General features: G+C 39.8%; 20 protein-coding genes. 14 read left to right on the forward strand and 6 right to left on the reverse strand.

The window, feature by feature from the left end; translation table 11 throughout:
* Window positions 1-725 (forward strand): YadA family autotransporter adhesin (locus HMPREF2732_RS00450; RefSeq protein ID WP_261673754.1); only part of this gene is annotated, 725 nt, incomplete at its 5' end.
* A 132-nt stretch (window positions 726-857) separates the two neighbouring features.
* A complete protein-coding gene (locus HMPREF2732_RS00455; RefSeq protein WP_070590008.1) occupies window positions 858-1,997 on the forward strand; it encodes a DUF2827 family protein in 1,140 nt (379 codons plus the stop codon).
* 78 nt (window positions 1,998-2,075) lie between these two features.
* Here HMPREF2732_RS00455 and HMPREF2732_RS00460 read toward each other — a convergent pair whose 3' ends face one another.
* Together HMPREF2732_RS00460 and nhaA are read right to left on the reverse strand one after the other, a co-directional pair.
* Window positions 2,076-3,608 (reverse strand): glycosyltransferase, encoded by a 1,533-nt coding sequence (locus HMPREF2732_RS00460; protein ID WP_070590011.1) that lies wholly within the window; start codon window positions 3,606-3,608, stop codon window positions 2,076-2,078.
* A gap of 8 nt (window positions 3,609-3,616) precedes the next feature.
* Window positions 3,617-4,804 carry a Na+/H+ antiporter NhaA gene (gene nhaA / locus HMPREF2732_RS00465; protein ID WP_070590016.1) on the reverse strand — a complete coding sequence of 396 codons (1,188 nt, stop codon included), beginning with the start codon at window positions 4,802-4,804 and terminating at the stop codon, window positions 3,617-3,619.
* A 202-nt stretch (window positions 4,805-5,006) separates the two neighbouring features.
* Between nhaA and brnQ the strand changes: the two genes are divergently transcribed.
* Window positions 5,007-6,308, forward strand: a complete 1,302-nt coding sequence (gene brnQ, locus HMPREF2732_RS00470) for a branched-chain amino acid transport system II carrier protein (protein WP_070590021.1) — start codon at window positions 5,007-5,009, stop codon at window positions 6,306-6,308.
* A gap of 65 nt (window positions 6,309-6,373) precedes the next feature.
* On the opposite strand, the gene rlmB is transcribed toward brnQ, so the two are convergent.
* The 3 genes from rlmB to rpsT form a co-directional block, all read right to left on the reverse strand.
* On the reverse strand, window positions 6,374-7,114 hold the full coding sequence (rlmB, locus tag HMPREF2732_RS00475) for a 23S rRNA (guanosine(2251)-2'-O)-methyltransferase RlmB (RefSeq protein ID WP_005698098.1): 741 nt from the start codon (window positions 7,112-7,114) through the stop codon (window positions 6,374-6,376).
* A 16-nt stretch (window positions 7,115-7,130) separates the two neighbouring features.
* Window positions 7,131-9,476, reverse strand: coding sequence for a ribonuclease R (gene rnr / locus HMPREF2732_RS00480; RefSeq protein WP_070590024.1), 2,346 nt, complete (start codon window positions 9,474-9,476; stop codon window positions 7,131-7,133).
* A gap of 159 nt (window positions 9,477-9,635) precedes the next feature.
* On the reverse strand, window positions 9,636-9,899 hold the full coding sequence (rpsT, locus tag HMPREF2732_RS00485; protein WP_070590027.1) for a 30S ribosomal protein S20: 264 nt from the start codon (window positions 9,897-9,899) through the stop codon (window positions 9,636-9,638).
* A 266-nt stretch (window positions 9,900-10,165) separates the two neighbouring features.
* On the opposite strand from rpsT, the gene murJ reads away from it, so the two are divergent.
* The 3 genes from murJ to ileS are packed head-to-tail and all read left to right on the forward strand — an operon-like array spanning window position 10,166 to window position 15,574.
* Complete coding sequence (murJ, locus tag HMPREF2732_RS00490) at window positions 10,166-11,740, forward strand: murein biosynthesis integral membrane protein MurJ (RefSeq protein WP_070590031.1); 1,575 nt, start codon at window positions 10,166-10,168, stop codon at window positions 11,738-11,740.
* Between the two features lie 49 nt (window positions 11,741-11,789).
* Window positions 11,790-12,716, forward strand: a complete 927-nt coding sequence (ribF, locus tag HMPREF2732_RS00495; protein WP_070590036.1) for a bifunctional riboflavin kinase/FAD synthetase — start codon at window positions 11,790-11,792, stop codon at window positions 12,714-12,716.
* A 32-nt stretch (window positions 12,717-12,748) separates the two neighbouring features.
* On the forward strand, window positions 12,749-15,574 hold the full coding sequence (gene ileS / locus HMPREF2732_RS00500) for an isoleucine--tRNA ligase (protein WP_070590044.1): 2,826 nt from the start codon (window positions 12,749-12,751) through the stop codon (window positions 15,572-15,574).
* A 102-nt stretch (window positions 15,575-15,676) separates the two neighbouring features.
* On the opposite strand, the gene HMPREF2732_RS00505 is transcribed toward ileS, so the two are convergent.
* Window positions 15,677-16,513 carry a KPN_02809 family neutral zinc metallopeptidase gene (locus tag HMPREF2732_RS00505; RefSeq protein WP_049384849.1) on the reverse strand — a complete coding sequence of 279 codons (837 nt, stop codon included), beginning with the start codon at window positions 16,511-16,513 and terminating at the stop codon, window positions 15,677-15,679.
* A 177-nt stretch (window positions 16,514-16,690) separates the two neighbouring features.
* On the opposite strand from HMPREF2732_RS00505, the gene lysM reads away from it, so the two are divergent.
* The 8 genes from lysM to rplA all read left to right on the forward strand — a co-directional run bounded on the left by lysM (window position 16,691) and on the right by rplA (window position 23,008).
* Window positions 16,691-17,131, forward strand: coding sequence for a peptidoglycan-binding protein LysM (lysM, locus tag HMPREF2732_RS00510; RefSeq protein ID WP_070590049.1), 441 nt, complete (start codon window positions 16,691-16,693; stop codon window positions 17,129-17,131).
* A gap of 213 nt (window positions 17,132-17,344) precedes the next feature.
* Complete coding sequence (gene tig, locus HMPREF2732_RS00515) at window positions 17,345-18,643, forward strand: trigger factor (protein WP_070590053.1); 1,299 nt, start codon at window positions 17,345-17,347, stop codon at window positions 18,641-18,643.
* A 144-nt stretch (window positions 18,644-18,787) separates the two neighbouring features.
* The gene (gene clpP / locus HMPREF2732_RS00520; protein ID WP_049364030.1) at window positions 18,788-19,369 is read left to right on the forward strand and encodes an ATP-dependent Clp endopeptidase proteolytic subunit ClpP; all 582 of its coding nucleotides are present in this window, start codon (window positions 18,788-18,790) and stop codon (window positions 19,367-19,369) included.
* Between the two features lie 9 nt (window positions 19,370-19,378).
* Window positions 19,379-20,617 carry an ATP-dependent protease ATP-binding subunit ClpX gene (clpX, locus tag HMPREF2732_RS00525; protein ID WP_014064253.1) on the forward strand — a complete coding sequence of 413 codons (1,239 nt, stop codon included), beginning with the start codon at window positions 19,379-19,381 and terminating at the stop codon, window positions 20,615-20,617.
* Between the two features lie 121 nt (window positions 20,618-20,738).
* Window positions 20,739-21,155, forward strand: a complete 417-nt coding sequence (secE, locus tag HMPREF2732_RS00530) for a preprotein translocase subunit SecE (protein ID WP_070590060.1) — start codon at window positions 20,739-20,741, stop codon at window positions 21,153-21,155.
* A gap of 1 nt (window position 21,156) precedes the next feature.
* Window positions 21,157-21,714 (forward strand): transcription termination/antitermination protein NusG, encoded by a 558-nt coding sequence (gene nusG / locus HMPREF2732_RS00535; RefSeq protein WP_005695227.1) that lies wholly within the window; start codon window positions 21,157-21,159, stop codon window positions 21,712-21,714.
* 171 nt (window positions 21,715-21,885) lie between these two features.
* A complete protein-coding gene (gene rplK, locus HMPREF2732_RS00540; protein ID WP_005695228.1) occupies window positions 21,886-22,314 on the forward strand; it encodes a 50S ribosomal protein L11 in 429 nt (142 codons plus the stop codon).
* A gap of 4 nt (window positions 22,315-22,318) precedes the next feature.
* Complete coding sequence (rplA, locus tag HMPREF2732_RS00545) at window positions 22,319-23,008, forward strand: 50S ribosomal protein L1 (RefSeq protein WP_005695230.1); 690 nt, start codon at window positions 22,319-22,321, stop codon at window positions 23,006-23,008.
* Window positions 23,009-23,139 lie beyond the last annotated feature (131 nt).

A 23,139-nucleotide genomic window follows, 5' to 3' on the forward strand; every position in this document is an offset into this window, starting at 1 on the left:
CTGCAGCAAGCTCATCAGCATCAGCAGCAGATAGTTCTGCAACAGCAGCAAGCTCTTCAGCTTCAGCAGCTGAAAGCACAGCAAAACGTATTGAAGATTCAGGCTTGATCAGTAAAGATGGTAAAACAGCATTTGCAGCGGATAACACCAGCAAACGTGATAGTGCGAAAGCGAAAGGTAAAGATGCAACTGCGGTTGGTTATGGTTCAAATGCAAGTGGCGAAAATGGCACTGCATTAGGCAATAACTCACAAGCTTCAGGTAAAAACTCAACCGCTGTTGGTCAAGGTGCGAAAGCAACTGCAGCTAACTCAGTAGCTCTAGGTCAAGGCTCTGTAGCAAATGAAGCAAATACTGTTTCAGTTGGCTCAGTCGGTAATGAACGTCGAATCACAAATGTCGCAGATCCTGTTCGTGGTACTGATGCGGCTAATAAACAATATGTTGATAGCAAAATTGGTTCCGTACGTAGTGACTTGAGAAAAACTGATAAGAAACTTCGTGGTGGTATTGCTGGTGCAACAGCAGCAGCTAACATCCCACAAGTAACGAAAGCAGGTGGTTCAATGGTTGGCCTTGGTGTAGGTAACTACAAAGGTGAAAGTGCCGTTGCAGTAGGTTACTCTCGTGCGAGCGATAACAATAAAGTTATCTTCAAAGTGAGTGGAGCTGCAACCACTCAAGGTGATTACAATGTTGGTGCCGGTGTAGGTTATCAATGGTAATCGCTCACTAAACTAGATAAATCACTCGGGTAGGAATATCCGAGTGATTTTTATTATTTAAGTTATTTAAAAAACAGTTTTATTTTTGACCGCACTTTTAGATAATTTAAGTAATAGAAGAAGGAAGAAAGCATGCGTAAATATAAAATTGGGATTACTTTTAATTTAGAAGCAAAAGTGACAGATATTTGGGCAAATGGTGCGAACCAAAATGTGATTCACCTTTATCATTTGTTTCAACACTCTGACATTGTAGAAGATGTAGTTTTGGTCTCTTGGGGGCCTGAGAAACGCACTACTCCTCCAGAAGGGTTTATGCTTGATGGATTAAATTTGAAATACGCTTATATTGAGGATGTAATTGATCAATTAGACGTATTGATTGAGGGAACATTGGTGATTGAACCTCATCAAGTTACTCGAATGCATCAACATGGTGGTAAAGTTGTTTGCTATAAAATGGGTAATGACTTTATTATGGATATGGAAAATTTCCTTTTTGATAAGAAAGCAGGAAGAGTGTTTAATGGTACGTTATTTGATTCTGTATGGATGATTCCACAGCATGAGAACACCTGCAAATCTTATTTTTCTATTATGTATCGATGCCCTGCTTATGTTGTACCAGCAATTTGGTCGCCAGTATTCTGTGATCAAGTAATTAAGCGAATCAAAGAGAAGCATAATCTTACTTTTGGGTATAAACCAGATACTGAGAAAAAAGCTAAGCGTATAGCTTCTTTTGAAGCCAATATTAACATTGTAAAAACGTGTTTTACGCCAGTGTTAATTGCTGAACAAGCCTATCGTGAAGCGCCTGAGAAAATTAAAAACGTCTATATGTGCAATACCTACGATAAAAAAGATAATCCAACCTTTTTCAATTTCATAGGTCGAACTAATCTTGTTAAAAATGGGGTGATGACGGTAGAAGGGCGTTATCAAATGCCTGATTTTCTTACTCGCTATGTAGATATTGTGCTAAGTCATCAGTGGGAAAATGGTTTGAATTATGCTTACAATGATGCTTTGTATGGTGGTTATCCATTTATTCATAATTCAAAACTAATTCCGAAAGGTGTAGGGTATTATTACGATCAGTTCGATGCATTTGAAGGTGCAAAAGTATTACTTGATGTGATTGATAACCATGATAAGCATCATGAAGAATATGTGAAAAGAGCAAATGAATATCTAGATTCGCAATTACCAACTAATCCTGTGAATATTTATTTGTATGAGAAAGAGATCAAGCGGTTGTTTTCTGAATAAGACTTGTGAAAATCCTTTAGTGAGCGCTAAGGGATTTTTTATTCAACTTATAAATCTTGATTAGTATATCTATAATATTTACCACAACGCATTAAATTCTTTTTCGTATTTTTCTTTCAAATTAAGAAAATCTACTTTTTCATTCTCTGGCAGCAGTTCATAGCATGTCATTACATACCCATAAATATCATCTACATATTTTTTAAATCCAGGCAATAACTCATTGTTGAGTTTCATATTTTCTATTTCAGTTATTACATTAGATAGATTTTGAAATAGACTTACTTGATTTTTAGAGGTCGCAACAGAACTAATTGAACCTTTTCTTTCTCTTCTATACATATAAAAGCAGTTTTTATAAATCGCATAACTACTAATATATTTAGTAAGAAAAAAACTCCATGCCACATCTTCAAAAGATCGTCCTTTTATAAAAAAGAGGTGGTTTTTTAAAATTAATTCTCTTTTTATTGTTTTTGTAAAGGGGAACCCAAGATAAATTCCATCTTGATAAAGACCTTGAAAGTCTTCCCTAAAAGAACCTATTAGCTTATCTCGGTTGATGTAATGGTTTACAATTTTGTCAGGATAGATACTGCTCATATAATTGAAGATAATATCGGGATTATTTTCAGTAATTATCTTTTGTAAATCAGAGAGAACAGTTGTTCCTTCCCAATAATCATCACTATCTAAAAACATTAAATACTCTCCTCGAGCAATTTGAATGCCTGCATTTCTTGCGTCGGATACTCCACCGTTAATTTTATGGATAAAAACAATATTAGAATATTGTTTAGCATATTTGGCGCAAATGTCGATAGAATTATCTGGTGAACCATCATCAACTAAAATAAGTTCATAATTTTGATAATCTTGCGCTAAGACAGATTCAATACATTGCTCGAGGTAACGTTCAACATTATAGATTGGTACAATGATACTAAATAGTGGATTTTCAACTTTATCTTGTTGTTTTTGTCTTGGATTTTTCCCCAATAGATAACGTGCTTGAGCAATATTTTGAGGTTCATGGAATGCAGTAAATTGATCTGCAAGCCAGTAGGGTTTTGTTTCACTTAAAAGTACGGTTAATTTTTTTGCGACATCTTTGCGGATGAGATAAAGCGAACAACCATAGTTGTACTGATTTGTATCACCATAGATTAATGCATTCGGCTCATCACTAGCTTGGTATAGGCGTTCACAAGCAGGAGTTTCACCATCGCGCTGTAATTTGATAATTCCGTAAGAGGAATATTTATTGGCATAATGGATAGTATGCTGAATGAAGTTTTCAACAGGTTGTATTTCACTTTCAGCAATTAAAGCAAAATCATTATCTTGTAGCTGTTTATTTTCAGCAATTGTCTTCCAGCACTGAATATGAGATAGCGTGTGGGCAATTTCTTTGTTATTGGGAGTCCGATCAAGTAGTTCTTCTGCTTTCTTTAAATTAAATAAGGCTGAAGAATTACCGAGTAAGCTAACCTGTTCTTTAGTTACTGCAGAAATAGGAACAACATGAGAGTCAGAGGCACATTGTAAAAAATGACTCAGCCTCTCTATTTTTTCAGAAGCATAAATCACATAACAGGTTAGTTTTTCCATCGTTTTGATTACCCTTTATTTTTCGCGGTAGTCGCTTTTAACGCCATATACCCCAAAATCGCAGAAACAGTGGAGCCTAATAAGATCCCTAATCGAGAAAGGGCGTTAATGCTTTCACCGGCATCAGCATTGAAGGCAAGGCTGGCTAAGAACATTGACATGGTGAAACCGATACCACATAAAATCGCTACGGCAAAAATTTGTTTGAAGTTAATGCCTTGCGGAAGTTTTGCAATGCCCAGTTTAACGGAAAGGTAGCTGAAACCAAATACACCAAGTGGTTTTCCGATAATTAAGCCAAGAGAAATCGCAAGCAATAATGGTGATGCCAGCATGCTGAGATCAATGCCATCAAAGCTTACCCCTGCATTGGCAAATGCAAATAATGGCAAGATAACAAAGGATGACCAAGGAGCAAGAATGTGCTCAAAGTCATGTAATGGAGTTTCGCCATTTTTGCCTTTCAATGGAATACAAAATCCGATGATAACCCCTGCAAGGGTAGCATGCACGCCTGATTTTAATACCGAAGCCCATAAGATTGTTCCCACCACTATATAGGCACAAAGTGCGGTCACTTTAAAGCGATTTAATGCGATAAGTACAACAATAGCAACTGCAGCAAAAATGAGTGCTTGTACACTTAATCCGTGTGAGAAAAACAGTGCAATAACGACAATGGCGCCTAAGTCATCAATGATGGCTAAAGCAAGTAAAAAGATTTTTAGTTGGAGGGGCACTTGTTTACTTAATAACGCCATGATGCCCAGTGCAAAGGCAATGTCTGTCGCCATTGGGATTGCCCAGCCATCGGCTAAAGTAGGATCTTGTTGGGCAATAAAAATATAAACCAAGGCAGGAATAACCATTCCGCCAACGCCAGCAATAGCAGGGAAAACCGCTTGTTGATAGCTTGAAAGGGAACCCTCAAATAATTCTCTTTTGACTTCCATTCCCACTAAAACAAAGAATACCGCCATAAAACCATCGTTGATCCAGTGAATTAAGGTTTTATCGATAGAAAAAGTCCCTACTTGAATGCTGACTGGTAAGTTTAAAAAGTCGTTATAGTTTTGATTGAGCGGTGAATTGGCTAATAGCATTGCGACTACCGCTGAAAAAAGTAATAAAATTCCGCCAGCTGATTCCAATTTGAAAAAACGCTGAATTTGTTGAATCAAACTTAGTTTATTCATTCATTCTCTCCTAAAAAAGTAATAATAAAGGCTAGATACTATCACAAATTTACTGATTTGGGGAAACTAGGCATTGGATAATGTGTGATTTAATCGGAATGTGATAGATTTCGTGATCTGTTTCACAGAATTTATTTTCATTTTTGGAATAAAAAATAATTTAATAGTAAAATTCTTAAAATTTATTTATTCGAGAATACTTATGTTTTCAAAAAAAGATATCATCGTATTAGGTATGATGATTTTTGCTTTATTTTTAGGCGCGGGAAATATTATTTTCCCACCGATGGAGGGGTACTCCGCAGGCAACCATTGGGCAACGGCTTCGCTAGGGTTTGTGATAACAGGCGTACTCATGCCATTTATTACATTGGTTGTGGTGTCAGTATTAGGACGTGGTGAAGAACTGACTAAGGACTTACCCAAGTGGGCAGGCGTATCCTTTTTAACCATTCTTTATTTAGTCATCGGTTCAACCTTTGCCATGCCTCGAATTACCAATGTCGCTTATGAAATGGCATGGTTACCATTGGGGCTTTTTGAAGATAGCGAGACGGCACGTCTTATTTTTTCTGTGCTTTTTAATATTATCGCGATGGGATTCATGATTCGTCCAAGCACAATTATTTCAACGGTGGGTGAAGTAATGACCCCAGCATTGTTGGTGTTATTGGTGGTTGTCGGTATTACCGTTTTTGTTTCACCACTTTCTGATATTGTTGCGCCTTCACAGGCTTATGCCGAGAATTCAGCATTAACCACAGGCTTAATTAGTGGTTATCAAACCATGGATTTACTGGCTGCGATTGCATTTGGTGGCATTGTTGCACGTGCATTGGCTGCAAAAAATGTAACGAATCTGCAAAAGATTGTTAAATATACGATTTCAGCTGGTTTGGTATCAGTTATTTTATTAGGTTGCTTATATTTTTCTTTATTCTACTTAGGCGCGACTTCTGATGCGGTGGCGCAAGATGCAACAAATGGTGGCCAAATCTTCTCTCGTTATGTGAATAGTTTATTTGGTTCTGCGGGAACGTGGATTATGGCAGGGATTATTACTTTAGCAAGCTTAACCACATTAGTGGGTGTAACCAGTGCTTGTGGTGATTATTTCTCTAAGTTTTCGACACGTTTTTCTTATCCATTTTGGATTGTCTTCTTCACTGCCATGACGACAATTATTTCACAATATGGCTTAACAAAATTACTCCGAGTGACGATTCCTGCCTTGTTGTTGATTTACCCAATGGCGATCATGTTAGTGGTTTTACAGCTAGTGCGTAATAAATTGCCTTCTATTCGATTGAGCTATTACACCACTATTTTTGTGACAGTTTGTTTTAGTTTGATTGATAGCCTGAAAAACTTGGATATGTTGCCAGAAGGGTTACATCAGATCATGACTCATTTCCCGCTCTATTCACAAGGGCTTGCGTGGCTTGTGCCCGCATTATGTACTTTAGTGCTTTCCATGATATTCGGGAAAACGATTTCAAAATAATAAAAATGCCGATAATGATTTATCGGCATTTTTTATATCAAGTGCGGTCGTTTTTTCACGCGTTTTTAGGCGGCAAGACGTTGTCTCACAATTTCAAATAAACATACGCCTGTCGCAACGGAAACATTCAGAGATGAAACAGAGCCTGCCATTGGAATACTAATGAGTTGATCGCAGTGCTCACGGGTAAGGCGACGCATGCCTTCACCTTCGGCTCCCATCACTAAAGCAAGAGAACCAGTCAGTTTACTTTGATAAATGGTTTCTGTTGCTTCGCCAGCTGTACCTACCACCCAAATATTATGATTTTGTTGTAGATCTCGTAAAGTACGCGCTAAGTTAGTTACACGAATTAATGGCACAGTCTCTGCAGCACCGCAAGCCACTTTACGTGCGATAGAAGTGAGTTGAGCGGATTTATCTTTTGGTACGATAACAGCACTCACACCAGCAGCATCTGCAGTACGTAAACAGGCACCCAGGTTATGGGGATCTGTCACGCCATCAAGCACCAATAAAAGTGGATTTTGTTTACGAGTAAGAAGTTCATCCAGATCATGTTCATTCAGCTCTTTCGCTTCTTGCACACGCGCAATCACACCTTGATGCACCTCTCCATTGGATTTTTTATCTAATGTTTGACGGTTTACAAATTGCACCGCAATGCCTAAAGCATAGAGCTCATTGAGTAAGGGTTGTAGGCGTTTATCTTCACGGCCTTTCAGCACAAATACTTCAATTAAACGTTCAGGGCTATTTGCTAAAATGCTGTTTACAGCATGGATACCATAGATATTTTCTGACATAGGGTTCTCTTATTTATTATTTCTTCCGTTTTCTCGTCGGTTTCTTAGAAACGTCTTTATTTTTGACCGCACTTTTACGTTTTTTTGACGCGTTAGGTGGCAGTTCCTTAAAGACTTTTTTCGCTTTTTGTTTCGCTGTTTTGCCCACACTACGTGGTTTTCTGGCACTTTCGACTAAACTGAAATCTACCATTTTTTGTTCTAAATGAACGGCAACTACACGAATTTTTACTTTATCGCCAAGACGGTAGATCATACCACTATTTTCACCGATTAAACGTTGTTTTGCCGCATCAAATTGATAGTAGTCGTTATCTAAAGTGGAAATATGGACTAAGCCGTCAATGAATAAATCATCTAAACGTACGAATAAGCCAAAGCCCGTTACAGATGAGATCACTCCGCTAAATTCAGCACCTACGTGATCTTGCATATATTCACATTTCAGCCAATCTGCTACTTCACGAGTGGCATCATCGGCACGGCGTTCTGTCATAGAGCAGTGATCGCCTAATAAATCCATTTCATCAAAAGAATAATGATAGCCGCCAGTATCTGTGGTTTTACGTTTAGCACCTTTTTCTTTTGCTAATAAATATTTAATTCCACGATGTAGGGTTAAATCTGGATAACGACGAATCGGGGAAGTGAAGTGTGCATATTCTTCTAACGCCAAACCAAAGTGGCCGATATTATCCGCATGATAAACTGCTTGGCTTAATGAGCGAAGTAACATGGTTTGAATGAGTTCGTGATCCGGACGATCTTTCACTTGCTCTAATAATTTCGCATAATCTTTTGTGGTCGGTTTCATGCCGCCTTCAAGGCTTAAGCCACATTCACCTAAAAATGCACGGAAAGACGTCAGTTTTTCTTCGCTCGGTGTGGCATGAATACGATAGAGTGCTGGCTCTTTATGTTTTTCCATAAAGTTTGCCGCTGCAATATTCGCAAGAATCATGCATTCTTCAATGATTTTGTGAGCATCATTTCGCACAACTGGTTCAATGCGATCAATTCGTCCCATGGCATTGAAAATAAATTTGGTTTCGATGGTTTCAAAATCGATGGCACCACGTTGTTTGCGTGCATTGAGTAACGCTTGATAGAGGTGATGCAATTCTTCTAAATGTGGCACAAGCCCTTGATAACGCGTGCGGAGCTCATCATCACCATCTAAAATTGCCGCGACTTTCGTGTAGGTTAAACGTGCATGGGAGTTCATTACTGCTTCATAAAAACGATAATCGGTGAGTTTACCTTTTGCGGAGATGTGCATTTCACACACCATACACAAGCGATCAACTTGTGGATTCAGTGAACATAATCCGTTTGATAAAATCTCTGGCAGCATTGGCACGACACGATTTGGGAAGTAAACGGAGTTACCTCGGTTATAGGCTTCAGTGTCTAGTGCAGAACGTAAACGCACATAATAGCTGACATCGGCAATTGCCACCCAAAGTTTCCAGCCTTTACCGCTTTTTTCGCAATATACGGCATCATCAAAATCGCGTGCGTCTTCGCCATCAATGGTAACCAGTGGCAGATTGCGTAAATCTACACGGCCTTTTTTTGCTTCTTCAGGCACTTCTTCCGTGAATTTTTTAACGTATTTTTCGACCGCACTTGGGAATTGGTGAGGAATGTCATGATTACGAAGAGCAATCTCCACTTCCATCCCTTTTGCCATATTGTCACCCAGAATTTCGGTGATGATGCCAACTGGTTGAGTAAAGGAGGCAGAGCGTTCCTGCAATTCAACCACGACAACTTGCCCCATTCGTGCTCCATTGCGGTGTTCATTAGGGACTAAAATATCTCGTCCGATACGACTGTCATCAGGCACCACATAGCTAAAACCATTTTCTAAGAAGAAACGGCCGACAATTTGTTTTTTGCGACTTTCAAGTACGCGAACAATGCGGACTTCGCGACGACCACGGCGATCTAAGCCTGCAGGTTGGGCTAATACAAAATCACCGTGCATTACACGTTGCATTTGGTGATTAGGAATAAAGAGATCCTCTTTTTTACCTTCGACTTGTAAAAAGCCATAGCCTTCGCGATGGCCAATGACCATGCCTTTGAATAAATCTAATTTTTCAGGCAAGGCATAGCATTTACGTTTAGTGAAAACTAATTGTCCATCATTCTCCATGGCGCGCAAGCGGCGGCGCATGGCTTCTTGTTGTTCATCACTTTTAATTGAAAGTGCGGTCAGAATTTCTTCCCGACTCATCGGGGCATTATTTTCACGGATGATTTGCAGAATGTAGTCTCTGCTTGGGATCGGATTACCATATTTGGCTAATTCTTTTTGATAATTTGGATCCGCTTTTTTAAAAGATTTTTTGGTCATTTATTGTTTATTTTATGATTAATTTTTAAGTTGTGGGGTAGTTTACAGGTTAAAGGAGGGAATGCAAGCTCGTTATGAGGTGTTTGTGGCAGGAGGTTTACGGCAAACAAAAACCGCACCAAAGTGCGGTTTTATTTTTAAGCTGTTTTAATGCTTTAATTACGCTAATTTTTTGATTTGAGCAGCTAATTTAGCTTTGTGGTTTGCTGCTTTGTTAGCGTGGATTAAGTCTTTAGAAGCCATACGGTCAACAACTTTTTGCATTTCAACGAATGCTGCTTCAGCTGCTGCTTTTTCACCTGCTGCTACTTGAGCATATACTTTTTTGATGTAAGTACGCATCATAGAGCGTTGGCTTGCGTTGTGTTGGCGGCGTTTTTCAGATTGAACCGCGCGTTTTTTTGCTGACTTGATATTAGCCAAGGTCAAACTCCTAAAATTTCTGTTAGATGATTATGACAAAATAAGGGCGTAGAATATGCCGATTTTTTATACTTTTGTCAATGAATAATTTGTGTTGATTTCGGTGAGACACAACCGAAAGTAAGCATCGTTATTTAAAAAAAGCGCTTTCTATTGGCTCACACAAACGATGTGGGCAGGATTTTATCAGTTTTTTTCGTTGGAATATAGCGTAAAAACAAAAATTCTATACAATTAAGGCAAATTTTTTTGAAGAGACCCCTATTTTGAGTAAACGACTTTTAAAATCCGGCATTATCGTGAGTGGGATGACATTAGTGTCCCGTGTGTTAGGTTTAGTCCGCGATGTGGTGATTGCCCATTTAATCGGTGCTGGTGCAGCGGCGGACGTGTTTCTATTCGCTAACCGTATCCCAAACTTTTTACGTCGTTTATTTGCGGAAGGGGCATTTTCTCAGGCTTTTGTCCCTGTGTTAGCCGAATATCAAAAATCGGGCGATCTTTCTAAAACGAGAGAATTTATCGGGAAAGTGTCGGGTACACTTGGCGGATTAGTCAGTATTGTCACCTTGCTTGCTATGGTGGGATCGCCTGTTGTGGCGGCGATCTTCGGGGTGGGCTGGTTTACCGATTGGCTAAATGACGGACCTGATGCACACAAATTTGAACAAGCGTCGTTACTCTTAAAAATTACGTTTCCTTATTTATGGTTTGTCACCTTTGTGGCACTTTCTGGCGCAATTTTAAATACGATAGGTAAATTTGGCGTGATGTCGTTTTCGCCTGTTTTACTCAATATCGCCATGATTGCAACCGCACTTTTCCTCGCGCCAAGATTGGACAATCCCGATCTTGCCCTTGCTATCGGGATCTTCTTAGGCGGTTTATTACAATTTTTATTCCAAATCCCTTTCTTGAAGAAAGCGGGCTTGCTCGTAAAACCTAAGTGGGCATGGCATGATGAAGGAGTAGCCAAAATCCGTCGATTGATGATTCCTGCCTTGTTCGGGGTTTCCGTAAGTCAAATTAACTTGCTGCTTGATACGGTCATTGCTAGTTTCTTAATGACGGGCTCTATTAGTTGGCTTTATTATTCTGATCGTCTATTAGAGTTTCCACTTGGTCTATTTGGTATCGCCATTTCCACCGTGATTTTACCGACGCTTGCTCGCCATCATGTAAATCGAGAAGATAATTCTTCCCAAAGTGCGGTTGATTTTCGCAACACCATGGACTGGGGTGTAAGAATGATTTTATTACTCGGCGTGCCTGCCGCTATTGGGATTGCCGTGTTAGCCCAGCCGATGTTACTGGTATTGTTTATGCGTGGCAGTTTTACCTTAACAGATGTGCACGCAGCCTCTTATTCTTTATGGGCATTCAATGCTGGTTTGCTTAGTTTTATGCTGATTAAGATCCTAGCTAATGGCTATTATGCACGCCAAGACACTAAAACGCCTGTAAAAATCGGGATCATCGCCATGGTGAGCAATATGGGCTTTAATGTCTTGGCGATTCCATTTAGTTATGTGGGTTTAGCGATTGCTTCTGCCATGTCAGCAACCTTAAATGCTTATTTGCTTTATCGTGGTTTAGCGAAAGAAGATGTATACCATTTTTCACGTAAAAGTGCGGTCTTTTTTCTGAAAGTTTTAGGCGCAGCCTTAGCCATGGGCGGTGTGGTTTGGTATAACTGCCCGTTGATTCAAGAATGGGCTGCCATGACATTTTTAATACGTATCTATTGGTTGGTTTGGTTAATTGGGCTGGCTGCGGTCGTTTATTTAGGCGTATTGGTGCTCTTGGGTGTTCGTAAACACCATTTACTGACAAAACATTAAGTTACCGCTATAATGCACCGATTATTTTTTGTTTTTTGGATAAGATGTAATGCAATTAATTCGTGGGCTTCATAATTCACAGCCATATTTGTCAGGGTGCGCATTAACCATTGGCAATTTTGATGGGGTGCATTTGGGGCATCAGGCGATTTTGCGTCATCTTCGTCAGAAAGCGAATGCGCTGAATTTACCTATGGCGGTGATGCTTTTCGAACCACAACCGCGTGAATATTTTATGGGCGACAAAGCCCCTGCGCGCTTAATGCGATTAAGAGATAAATTGCATTATTTGGCTCAGGCGGGTGTGGATGTGGTGATCGTCGCGAAATTTGACCGCACTTTTGCTGATCTTCCAGCAGAACAATTTATTGAAGATTGGCTTGTACGCAAATTAAATGTGAAGTTTCTCAGCATTGGCGATGATTTCAAATTTGGTGCGAAACGTTTAGGCAATTTTGCGATGTTGCAACAAGCAGGAAAGCAGTTTGGTTTTGAAGTCGAAGACAGTCGCACCTTCTGTTTAGATGAGTTACGTATCAGTAGCACCGCTATTCGAGAAGCGTTGGCTAAAGATGATTTACAGCATGCGGAAAATTTACTCGGTAAGCCTTATCGTATTTTTGGTCGTGTGATACACGGTAATAAATTAGGGCGAACCATTGGTTTTCCTACCGCGAATGTTCGCTTACATCGCCAAGTGAACCCAGTAAAAGGGGTTTATGCGGTGAAAGTGCGGTTAAAATCGGGCGAGATTTTTAACGGCGTTGCAAACATGGGAAAACGCCCAACTATTAACGGTACGATACAATTATTAGAAGTCCATTTATTTGATTTTTCTCAGAATATTTATGGGCAAATGGTTGAAGTGGAATTCTGCCATAAGATTCGCAATGAGATAAAGTTTCCTTCTTTTGAAGCGTTGAAAGCTCAAATTGAACAAGACGTAAAAACAGCGAAAGCCTTTTTTGCAAAATAGAATTATATTGAAATATAAAATTGGAAAATAACATGACAGTTGATTACAAAAACACGTTAAATTTACCTGAAACAGGTTTCCCAATGCGTGGCGATCTAGCCAAACGCGAACCTGTAATGTTAAAAAATTGGTATGACAAACAGTTGTATCAAAAAATCCGCCAAGCGACTAAAGGCAAAAAATCCTTTATTTTGCATGATGGCCCTCCATATGCGAACGGCAATATTCATATCGGTCACGCCGTTAATAAAATTCTGAAAGATATTATTGTTAAATCTAAAACTGCATTAGGTTTTGACTCGCCTTATATCCCAGGTTGGGACTGTCATGGCTTGCCAATTGAATTAAAAGTAGAAGGTTTAGTGGGCAAACCAAACGAGAAAGTGACTGCAGCTGAATTCCGCCAAAAATGCCGTGAATACGCCGCAGAGCAAGTAGAAGGTCAGAAAAAAGATTTTATCCGTTTAGGTGTGTTAGGCGATTGGGATAATCCTTATTTAACAATGAACTTCAACACAGAAGCAAACATCATCCGTACACTCGGTAAAGTGATTGCGAATGGCCATTTATACAAAGGTTCAAAACCAGTGCATTGGTGTTTGGATTGTGGCTCTTCTTTAGCAGAAGCAGAAGTGGAATATGAAGACAAAGTTTCTCCATCTATCTATGTTCGTTTCCCAGCAGTAAGTGCGGTTGAAATTGAAGAGAAATTTAACGCAGTAGGCAAAGGCCATGGCAAATTATCTGCGGTGATTTGGACAACCACACCTTGGACAATGCCATCTAACCGTGCGATTGCGGTAAATGCAGACTTAGAATACAACTTAGTACAACTTGGCGATGAGCGTGTGATTTTAGCTGCTGAATTAGTTGAGTCTGTGGCGAAAGCGGTGGGTGTAGAACACGTTGAAGTGTTAGGTTCAGTAAAAGGTCAAGCGCTTGAGTTAGTACGCTTTAATCATCCGTTCTATGATTTCACTGTACCAGTGATTTTAGGTGATCACGTGACTACTGATGGTGGTACGGGTTTAGTTCACACCGCACCAGACCACGGTTTGGACGACTTTATTGTAGGACAAAAATATAATTTACCGATGGCGGGTCTTGTATCTAATGACGGTAAATTTATTTCAACGACTGAATTCTTTGCAGGCAAAGGCGTATTTGAAGCGAATCCATTGGTTGTTGAAAAATTACAAGAAGTGGGCAACTTATTAAAAGTTGAGAAAATCAAACACAGCTACCCACACTGCTGGCGCCACAAAACTCCGATTATTTTCCGTGCGACACCGCAATGGTTTATCGGTATGGAAACACAGGGTTTACGTCAACAAGCATTAGGCGAAATCAAAGGTGTACGTTGGATTCCAGATTGGGGTCAAGCACGTATCGAGAAAATGGTTGAAAACCGCCCAGACTGGTGTATTTCCCGTCAACGTACTTGGGGCGTGCCGATGACCTTATTCGTGCACAAAGAAACCGAAGAGCTTCATCCGCGTACCTTAGAGTTGCTTGAAGAAGTAGCGAAACGTGTAGAGAAAGCGGGTATTCAAGCATGGTGGGATTTAGACGAAAAAGAATTATTAGGGGCTGATGCAGAAACTTATCGCAAAGTGCCTGATACCCTTGACGTATGGTTTGACTCAGGATCAACCTATTCTTCTGTTGTGGCGAATCGCCCAGAATTTAACGGTCAAGATATCGATATGTATTTAGAAGGTTCTGACCAACACCGTGGTTGGTTTATGTCTTCTTTAATGCTTTCTACCGCAACAGACAGTAAAGCACCATACAAACAAGTATTAACCCATGGTTTCACGGTGGATGGTCAAGGCCGTAAGATGTCAAAATCTATCGGTAACATCGTAACCCCACAAGAAGTCATGGATAAATTCGGTGGTGATATTTTACGTTTATGGGTCGCTTCTACCGACTATACCGGTGAAATGACCGTTTCTGATGAGATCTTAAAACGTGCCGCGGATAGCTATCGTCGTATTCGTAACACCGCACGTTTCTTACTAGCTAACTTGAATGGTTTCGATCCACAACGTGATGCCGTTAAACCGGAAGACATGATTAGCTTGGATCGTTGGGCGGTAGCTTGTGCATTAGATGCACAAAAAGAAATTAAAGACGCGTACGATAACTATCAATTCCACACTGTGGTACAACGTTTAATGCGTTTCTGTTCTGTGGAAATGGGCTCGTTCTACCTTGATATTATCAAAGACCGTCAATACACCACCAAAGCAGACAGCCTTGCGCGTCGTAGCTGCCAAACAGCGTTATGGCACATTGCAGAAGCATTGGTTCGTTGGATGGCACCAATCTTGTCATTCACTGCAGATGAAATTTGGGGCTACTTGCCACAAACGGCGACGCCACGTGCTGAATTTGTCTTTACTGAAGAATTCTACGAAGGCTTATTTGGTTTAGGCGAGAATGAAAAATTAGATGATGCTTACTGGCAACAACTGATTAAAGTTCGTTCTGAAGTGAACCGTGTATTAGAAATCGCCCGTAACGACAAAGTGATCGGTGGTGGTTTAGAAGCAGAAGTAACGGTTTATGCTAACGATGAATATCGTGCATTGTTAGAGCAATTAGGCAATGAATTACGTTTCGTGTTAATTACCTCAAAAGCGGAAGTGAAACCATTAGCTGACAAACCTGCAGATGTAGCTACGGGCGAGTTAGAGGGAATTGCGGTAAGCGTTGCACGTTCTAACGGTGAAAAATGTCCACGTTGTTGGCATTATTCTAACAAAATCGGCGTGAACCCTGAACATCCGACACTTTGTCCACGTTGTGTGGAAAACGTAGCGGGTAACGGCGAAGTACGTCAGTTTGCGTAATCTTAATATCATAAAGAAAAAGTGCGGTCGAAATTGACTGCACTTTTTTATGTTTAAATGAACAGAAATAAAAAAGGCTGATATTAACCAGCCTTAAAGATCTTATTGGTTAAAGGTATTACATACAGAAGGGTTGGCACTTTGTAAGCCTTTTCTGAACCATTCTAGACGCTGTGCCGATGTGCCGTGAGTGAAGCTATCAGGTACCACATAACCTTGGCTGCGTTTTTGTAAACGGTCATCGCCCACAGCTTCTGCTGCATTAAACGCTTTTTCTTCATCGCCGCGTTCAAATAAACCACTTTTCACCGCTTGGCTAGCCCAAACACCGGCAAAACAGTCAGCTTGAAGTTCTAATTGAACAGAAAGTTGATTTGCTGTTTTACGATCGCTGCTTTGTTGTGCGCGATTCACTTGCGGCAGAATTCCAAGCATATTTTGTACGTGGTGACCAACTTCGTGTGCAATCACATAAGCAAAGGCTGAATCACCTGCGGCACCCAGTTTATTTTTCATTTCATTATAGAATGATAAATCAAGGTAAACTTTGCGATCGCTCGGGCAGTAGAATGGGCCCATTGCAGATTGACCCGTACCACAAGCGGTTGGCGTTACACCATTGTAAAGTACCATGGTTGGCTCGCTATAGGTTTTCCCCATTTGTCTGAAATATTGTCCCCAAACGGTTTCAGTATCAGCTAATACAACTTTAGAAAGACTCGCAAGCTGCTGTTCTTCTTGGGTTTCTAATTGTTGAGAGCTTTGTCCTGAAAAATCAGGTGTACCCACTAAGCTTGAAAGATCCACGCCATAATAAGCGCCGACTAAAAGAATGATAATACCGAGCACACCGGTGCCTTTTCCGCCACCAAAGTTACCGCCGCCAGAGCCACGTCTATCTTCAATATTTGAGCTTTCTCTACGACCTTCCCAACGCATAAATTGTCCTTTTTGAGTGAGTAAATTAAAAATCGGCGTATTCTATCAAAGTGCGGTTAATTTTAGATCCGTTTTCTTGAAATATTTACATAGCTTTACACTCTGATTTATAGACTTCTTAAGGGAATTTCAGTATCGTAACAATCCCTTAAACAAACATACAAAAGGAACTTTAAAATGGGTTTATTTGATTTTGTCAGTGACATTGGTAAGAAAGTTTTCTCTAAAGAAGAAGAGGCGTCTAAAGCAGTGACTCAACACATCGCGGAAGACAATCCAGGTGTAGAAAACTTATCTGTTACCGTTGAAAATGGTGTAGCAAATATCCAAGGTGTGGCATCAACTGCAGCAGCATTAGAAAAAGCAGTATTAATGGCAGGTAACATTCAAGGTATCCACTCAGTAACAAGTGATGCAAGCATCAATAACGGTGAAACCTTAAGCAGTGATGATACATTCTATGTAATCCAAAAAGGTGACACCTTGTGGAAAATCGCTGAGAAAGCTTACGGAAATGGCGCAAAATACACCGCGATCGTTGAAGCAAATAAAGAAGTGATTAAAGACGCGGATAAGATTTTCCCAGGTCAAAAAATTCGTTTACCGAAAGGTTTATAATTCGATAAAAAGTGCGGTTATTTTTGACCGCACTTTTTTCTTTATCTAAAATTGTTGATAAATTGTGCAATTTTAGCCGGTTTTCCAGTGAATTTTCCGGTTTCTATCGACTGTTTGATTTTCTTTCGCTATAATTTGGCGGTTTTTTACTTTTACAAACAATAACGTGTTCGGTGTGGTTTTTACCGAGTGCAACATTAATTGAGGTTACAAATGTCATTAAATATTGAAACAACTCAAGGTTTAGAGCGTCGTGTGACGATCACCGTTCCAGCTGAAGCTGTAGAAAAAGCAACTCGTGAAGAATTCAAACGTGCAGCAAAAAATGTACGTGTTGATGGTTTCCGTAAAGGTCACGTGCCAGCTCACATCATTGAACAACGTTTTGGCGCATCAATCCGTCAAGATGTATTAAACGATTTATTACCACGTCATTTCTTTGACGCAGTAATCGCTGAGAAAATCAACATCGCAGGTCGTCCAACTTTCGCTATCGAAACGTTCGAACCAGGTAAAGATTTATCATTCACTGCAACTTTCGAAGTGTACCCAGAAGTTGAATTAAAAGGCTTAGAAAATATCAAAGTTGAGAAACCAACTGTTGAAATCACTGAAGCTGATATCGATAAAATGATTGAGGTATTACGTAAACAACAAGCCACTTGGGTTGAAAGCAAAGCCGCAGCGAAAGCAGATTCTCGCGTAACAATCGACTTCGTTGGTTCAGTAGATGGCGAAGAATTCGAAGGCGGTAAAGCAACTGATTTCGTTCTATTCATGGGCCAAGGTCGTATGATCCCAGGTTTTGAAGAGGGTATCGTAGGTCACAAAGCAGGCGAACAATTCGATATCAATGTGACTTTCCCAGCGGAATACCATTCTGAAAACTTAAAAGGTAAAGATGCAAAATTTGTGATTACCTTGAAAAAAGTAGAAGAAATGGAATTACCAGAATTAACAGATGAATTCGTTGCTAAATTTGGTCCAAACACCAAAACTGTGGCAGATTTACGTGCAGAAATCCGTAAAAACATGGAACGTGAATTGAAAAATGCATTAGTTTCTCGTGTTAAACAACAAGTAATCAACGGTTTAATCGAACAAAACCCAATTGATGTTCCAGCTTCTGCAGTAGAAGAAGAAATCAATGTATTACGTAACCAAGCTGCACAACGTTTCGGTGGCAATGCGCAACAAGCGGCACAATTACCACGTGAATTATTTGAAGCTGATGCAAAACGTCGTGTTCAAGTAGGTTTATTATTCTCTGAAGTAATCAAATCAAACGAATTGAAAGCGGATGAAGAACGTGCGAAAGCAATGATCGCGGATATCGCTTCTGCTTACGAACAACCAGCTGAAGTAGTTGAATATTACAGCAAAAATGAAGAGTTAATGAACAACATTCGCAACGTAGTATTAGAAGAACAAGCAGTTGATGCCGTTCTTGCTAAAGCTCAAGTGACTGAAAAAGCGTCTTCATTTGATGAGATCATGAATCCACAAGCATAATAATTGATAGAATGTGAATTAAATTCACAGGTATATCATCGAAAAGTGCGGTTGTTTTTTCAATGAAAAGCGACCGCATTTTTGTTTTTACTGATTTTCGGGTAGAATATTGCCCGATTTTTTAGCACATATTTAGGGGCAAAAATGAGTGTAATTCCTATGGTTGTCGAACAAACCTCTCGTGGTGAACGTTCGTACGACATTTATTCCCGCCTATTAAAAGAGCGCGTGATCTTCTTGAGTGGTGAGGTAGAAGATCGTATGGCAAATTTGATCGTGGCACAGCTACTTTTCTTAGAATCAGAAGATCCGAAAAAAGATATCAATATTTATATTAACTCACCAGGCGGTTCGGTGACTGCGGGTATGGCAATTTACGATACCATGCAATTTATTAAACCGGATGTGCGTACTCTTTGCATTGGTCAAGCTTGCTCAATGGGCGCATTTTTACTTGCAGGGGGAGCAGCAGGAAAACGAGCTGCATTACCGAATGCACGAGTGATGATTCACCAACCGTTAGGTGGTTTCCGTGGACAAGCATCAGATATTCAGATCCACGCACAAGAAATTTTAAAAATTAAACAAACCTTAAACGAGCGTCTTGCTTTCCATACAGGTCAAAGCATCGAGCGTATCGAAAAAGACACCGATCGTGACAACTTTATGTCGGCAGAAGAAGCAAAAGCTTACGGCTTAGTGGACGATGTGTTGATTAAACGTTAAGGATTTAACATGACAACAAATGATAATGATCTTCACTGTTCTTTCTGCGGAAGAGAAAAAAGTGAAGTAGGTAAATTAATTGCAGGTACAGATGGTTACATTTGTAACGAGTGTATCGAGCTTTGCCACAGTATGTTAGAAGACAGTGGAGAAATCGAAACACCTAGCGAACTGGCAGTTGAAGAAAAATTACCGACACCGCACGAAATTCGTGCTCACTTAGATGATTATGTAATTGGGCAAGATTATGCGAAAAAAGTCTTGTCAGTGGCGGTTTACAATCACTATAAACGCTTACGCACGAACCACCAAAGCAATGATGTGGAATTAGGTAAAAGTAACATCTTGTTAATCGGTCCAACAGGTAGCGGTAAAACCTTATTAGCACAAACCTTAGCGCGTCGTTTAAATGTACCTTTTGCTATGGCTGATGCGACGACGTTAACTGAAGCTGGTTATGTGGGCGAAGACGTGGAAAATGTTCTGCAAAAATTATTGCAAAACTGCGATTATGATACAGAAAAAGCAGAGCAGGGCATTATCTATATTGATGAAATTGATAAAATCAGCCGTAAATCAGAAGGGGCGTCTATTACTCGCGATGTGTCTGGTGAAGGTGTACAACAAGCCTTATTAAAATTAATTGAAGGCACTATCGCATCTGTACCACCACAAGGTGGACGTAAACACCCACAACAAGAAATGTTGAAAGTGGATACTTCGAAAATTCTCTTTATTTGTGGTGGGGCATTTGCTGGCTTAGATAAAATCATCGGTAAACGTACACAAACTGATACTGGAATTGGTTTTGATGCGAAAGTAGAGAAAGAAGAAGACAAAGAAAATCTTTCTGAATTATTCCGTCAAGTTGAGCCGGATGATTTAATGAAATTTGGCTTGATTCCAGAATTTATTGGTCGTCTTCCAATGATTGCGCCATTAAGCGAATTGGATGAAGAGGCGTTGATTCAGATCCTTACTCAACCGAAAAATGCACTGACCAAACAATATCAAGCATTATTTGGCTTAGAAGATGTGGAACTTGAATTCACCCCAGAAGCATTAAAAGCAATGGCGAAAAAAGCCCTTGAACGTAAAACCGGTGCGCGTGGTTTACGCTCAATCGTTGAGGCTGTGTTGTTAGATACGATGTATGATTTACCTTCAATCGAAAACTTGCAAAAAGTGATTGTGGATGAAGAAACCATCGTTGATAACAAACCACCAAAACTCGAATATAAAAATTAACAGAAAGTGCGGTTGTTTTTTCTAATATTTTTCATAGGCAATCCCGAAAGAAAATGCTACAATCGCACGTTCTAAAATTAATCTAAAAATTATTTATCCCTTATTTTATACGGATTCACTTATGGCAACTGAAATTGTTGAGAAAAAGAAACACGACCAAGAACAAGTCGTAGAAGGAAAATCAAAAGGCTTAAACACTCTTCTTTGGATTCTTTCTGTGGCATTTTTTACCGCTGCAGCAATTGGTAACGTTTATTTTAAAGACGCCTTCTCTTTACCTGTACGTGTAGTTGGCGTAGTTGTCGCCTTATTAATTGCCTTTGGTTTCGCTGTAATTACTAACCAAGGTACAAAAGCACGTACATTCTTTAGCGAAGCAAAAGTTGAAGGTCGTAAAGTGGTATGGCCAACTCGTGCAGAAACACGTCAAACCACTTTAATCGTGATTGCGGTAACCGTGCTTACCTCTTTATTCTTCTGGGCAATTGATTCAATTATCATTGCATTGATTAACTTCTTAACTGATTTGAGATTCTAAAATGAGCGAAACTGAAAACGTATCCAAAAAACGTTGGTATGTATTGCAAGCATTCTCAGGCTTTGAGAGTCGTGTAGCAATCACATTGCGTGAATATATCAAACAACAACAAATGGAAGATCAGTTTGGCGAAGTGTTAGTGCCGACTGAAGAAGTCGTTGAAAACGTAGCAGGTAAACGTCGTAAAAGTGAACGTAAATTCTTCCCTGGCTATGTATTAGTTGAAATGGCAATGAACGATGACACATGGCACTTAGTGAAAAGTGTACCACGTGTAATGGGCTTTATCGGTGGTACTCCAGATAAGCCAGCACCAATTTCTAAACGTGAAGCAGATTTAATTTTAAATCGTTTAGAGCAAAGTGCTGAAAAACCGCGTCATCGTAAAGAATATCAACCTGGTGAGGAAGTACGTGTAACAGAAGGTCCATTCGCAGACTTTAATGGTACGGTTGAAGAAGTGGATTACGAAAAAGGTCGCTTAAAAGTGTCTGTATCTATCTTCGGTCGTGCAACACCAGTTGAGCTTGAATTTGGTCAAGTGGAAAAAACACGTTAATTTCCCTTTTCCAAAACAAGAGATTTAATGACCGCACTTAAGCAATAAAGTGCGGTTGTTTTTCGAGTAGTTTTTCTACTTGATATTTCGAGGCTGATTAATTAAAATACAGCCTTTAATTAACAGGGGAGCCGATTTCGGCGTTATCACCCATTTAGAGGAAACTAAAAAATGGCAAAAAAAGTCCAAGCATACGTTAAGTTGCAAGTTGCAGCTGGTATGGCAAACCCATCACCACCAGTTGGTCCAGCATTAGGTCAACAAGGTGTGAACATCATGGAATTCTGTAAAGCATTCAACGCTCGTACTGAGAGCATTGAAAAAGGTTTACCAATTCCAGTTGTTATCACTGTATATGCAGACCGTTCATTCACTTTCATTACTAAAACTCCACCAGCAGCAGTATTATTGAAAAAAGCTGCAGGTATCAAATCTGGTTCTGGTAAACCGAACAAAGATAAAGTGGGTAAAGTAACTTTAGATCAAGTTCGTCAAATCGCTGAAACTAAAGCAGCAGATATGACTGGCGCGACTATCGAAACTAAAATGAAATCAATTGCTGGTACTGCTCGCTCAATGGGCTTAGTGGTGGAGGAATAATACGATGGCTAAATTGACTAAAAAAATGAAAGCAATCAAAGCTGGCGTAGATTCTACTAAAGCATACGAAATCAACGAAGCAATCGCGTTATTAAAACAATTCGCAACGGCTAAATTCGTTGAAAGTGTTGACGTTGCAGTAAACTTAGGTATCGATCCTCGTAAATCAGACCAAAACGTTCGTGGTGCAACTGTATTACCACACGGTACTGGTCGTGAAGTACGCGTAGCTGTGTTCACCCAAGGTGCTAACGCAGATGCAGCTAAAGAAGCTGGTGCTGATTTAGTCGGTATGGAAGATTTAGCAGAGCAAATCAAAAAAGGCGAAATGAACTTCGACGTTGTTATCGCTTCTCCTGATGCAATGCGTGTTGTTGGTCAATTAGGTCAAGTATTAGGCCCACGTGGTTTAATGCCAAACCCTAAAGTTGGTACCGTAACACCAAACGTTGCTGAAGCAGTTAAAAATGCTAAATCTGGTCAGATCCGTTATCGTAACGATAAAAACGGTATCATCCACACAACAATTGGTAAAGCAAACTTCTCTGAAGTTCAATTAAAAGAAAACCTTCAAGCATTATTGGCTGCTTTAAACAAAGCAAAACCAACTACTGCAAAAGGTATCTTTATCAAGAAAGTAAGCATCTCTACAACTATGGGTGCTGGTGTGGCTGTTGATCAAGCTTCACTATAATTAAGCGTTAAAACTTAATTCAAAATAACCGCACTTTGGGTAACTAAAGTGCGGTTATTTTTTACATGCTTTTCAATAAAGTGAAATATTGAGAATATAAAAAGAGCAGTCAAATTCAAAGCATAATGAAT

Origin of the sequence: Haemophilus sp. HMSC061E01, assembly GCF_001810345.1 — a bacterium.
Taxonomy (GTDB): domain Bacteria; phylum Pseudomonadota; class Gammaproteobacteria; order Enterobacterales; family Pasteurellaceae; genus Haemophilus_D.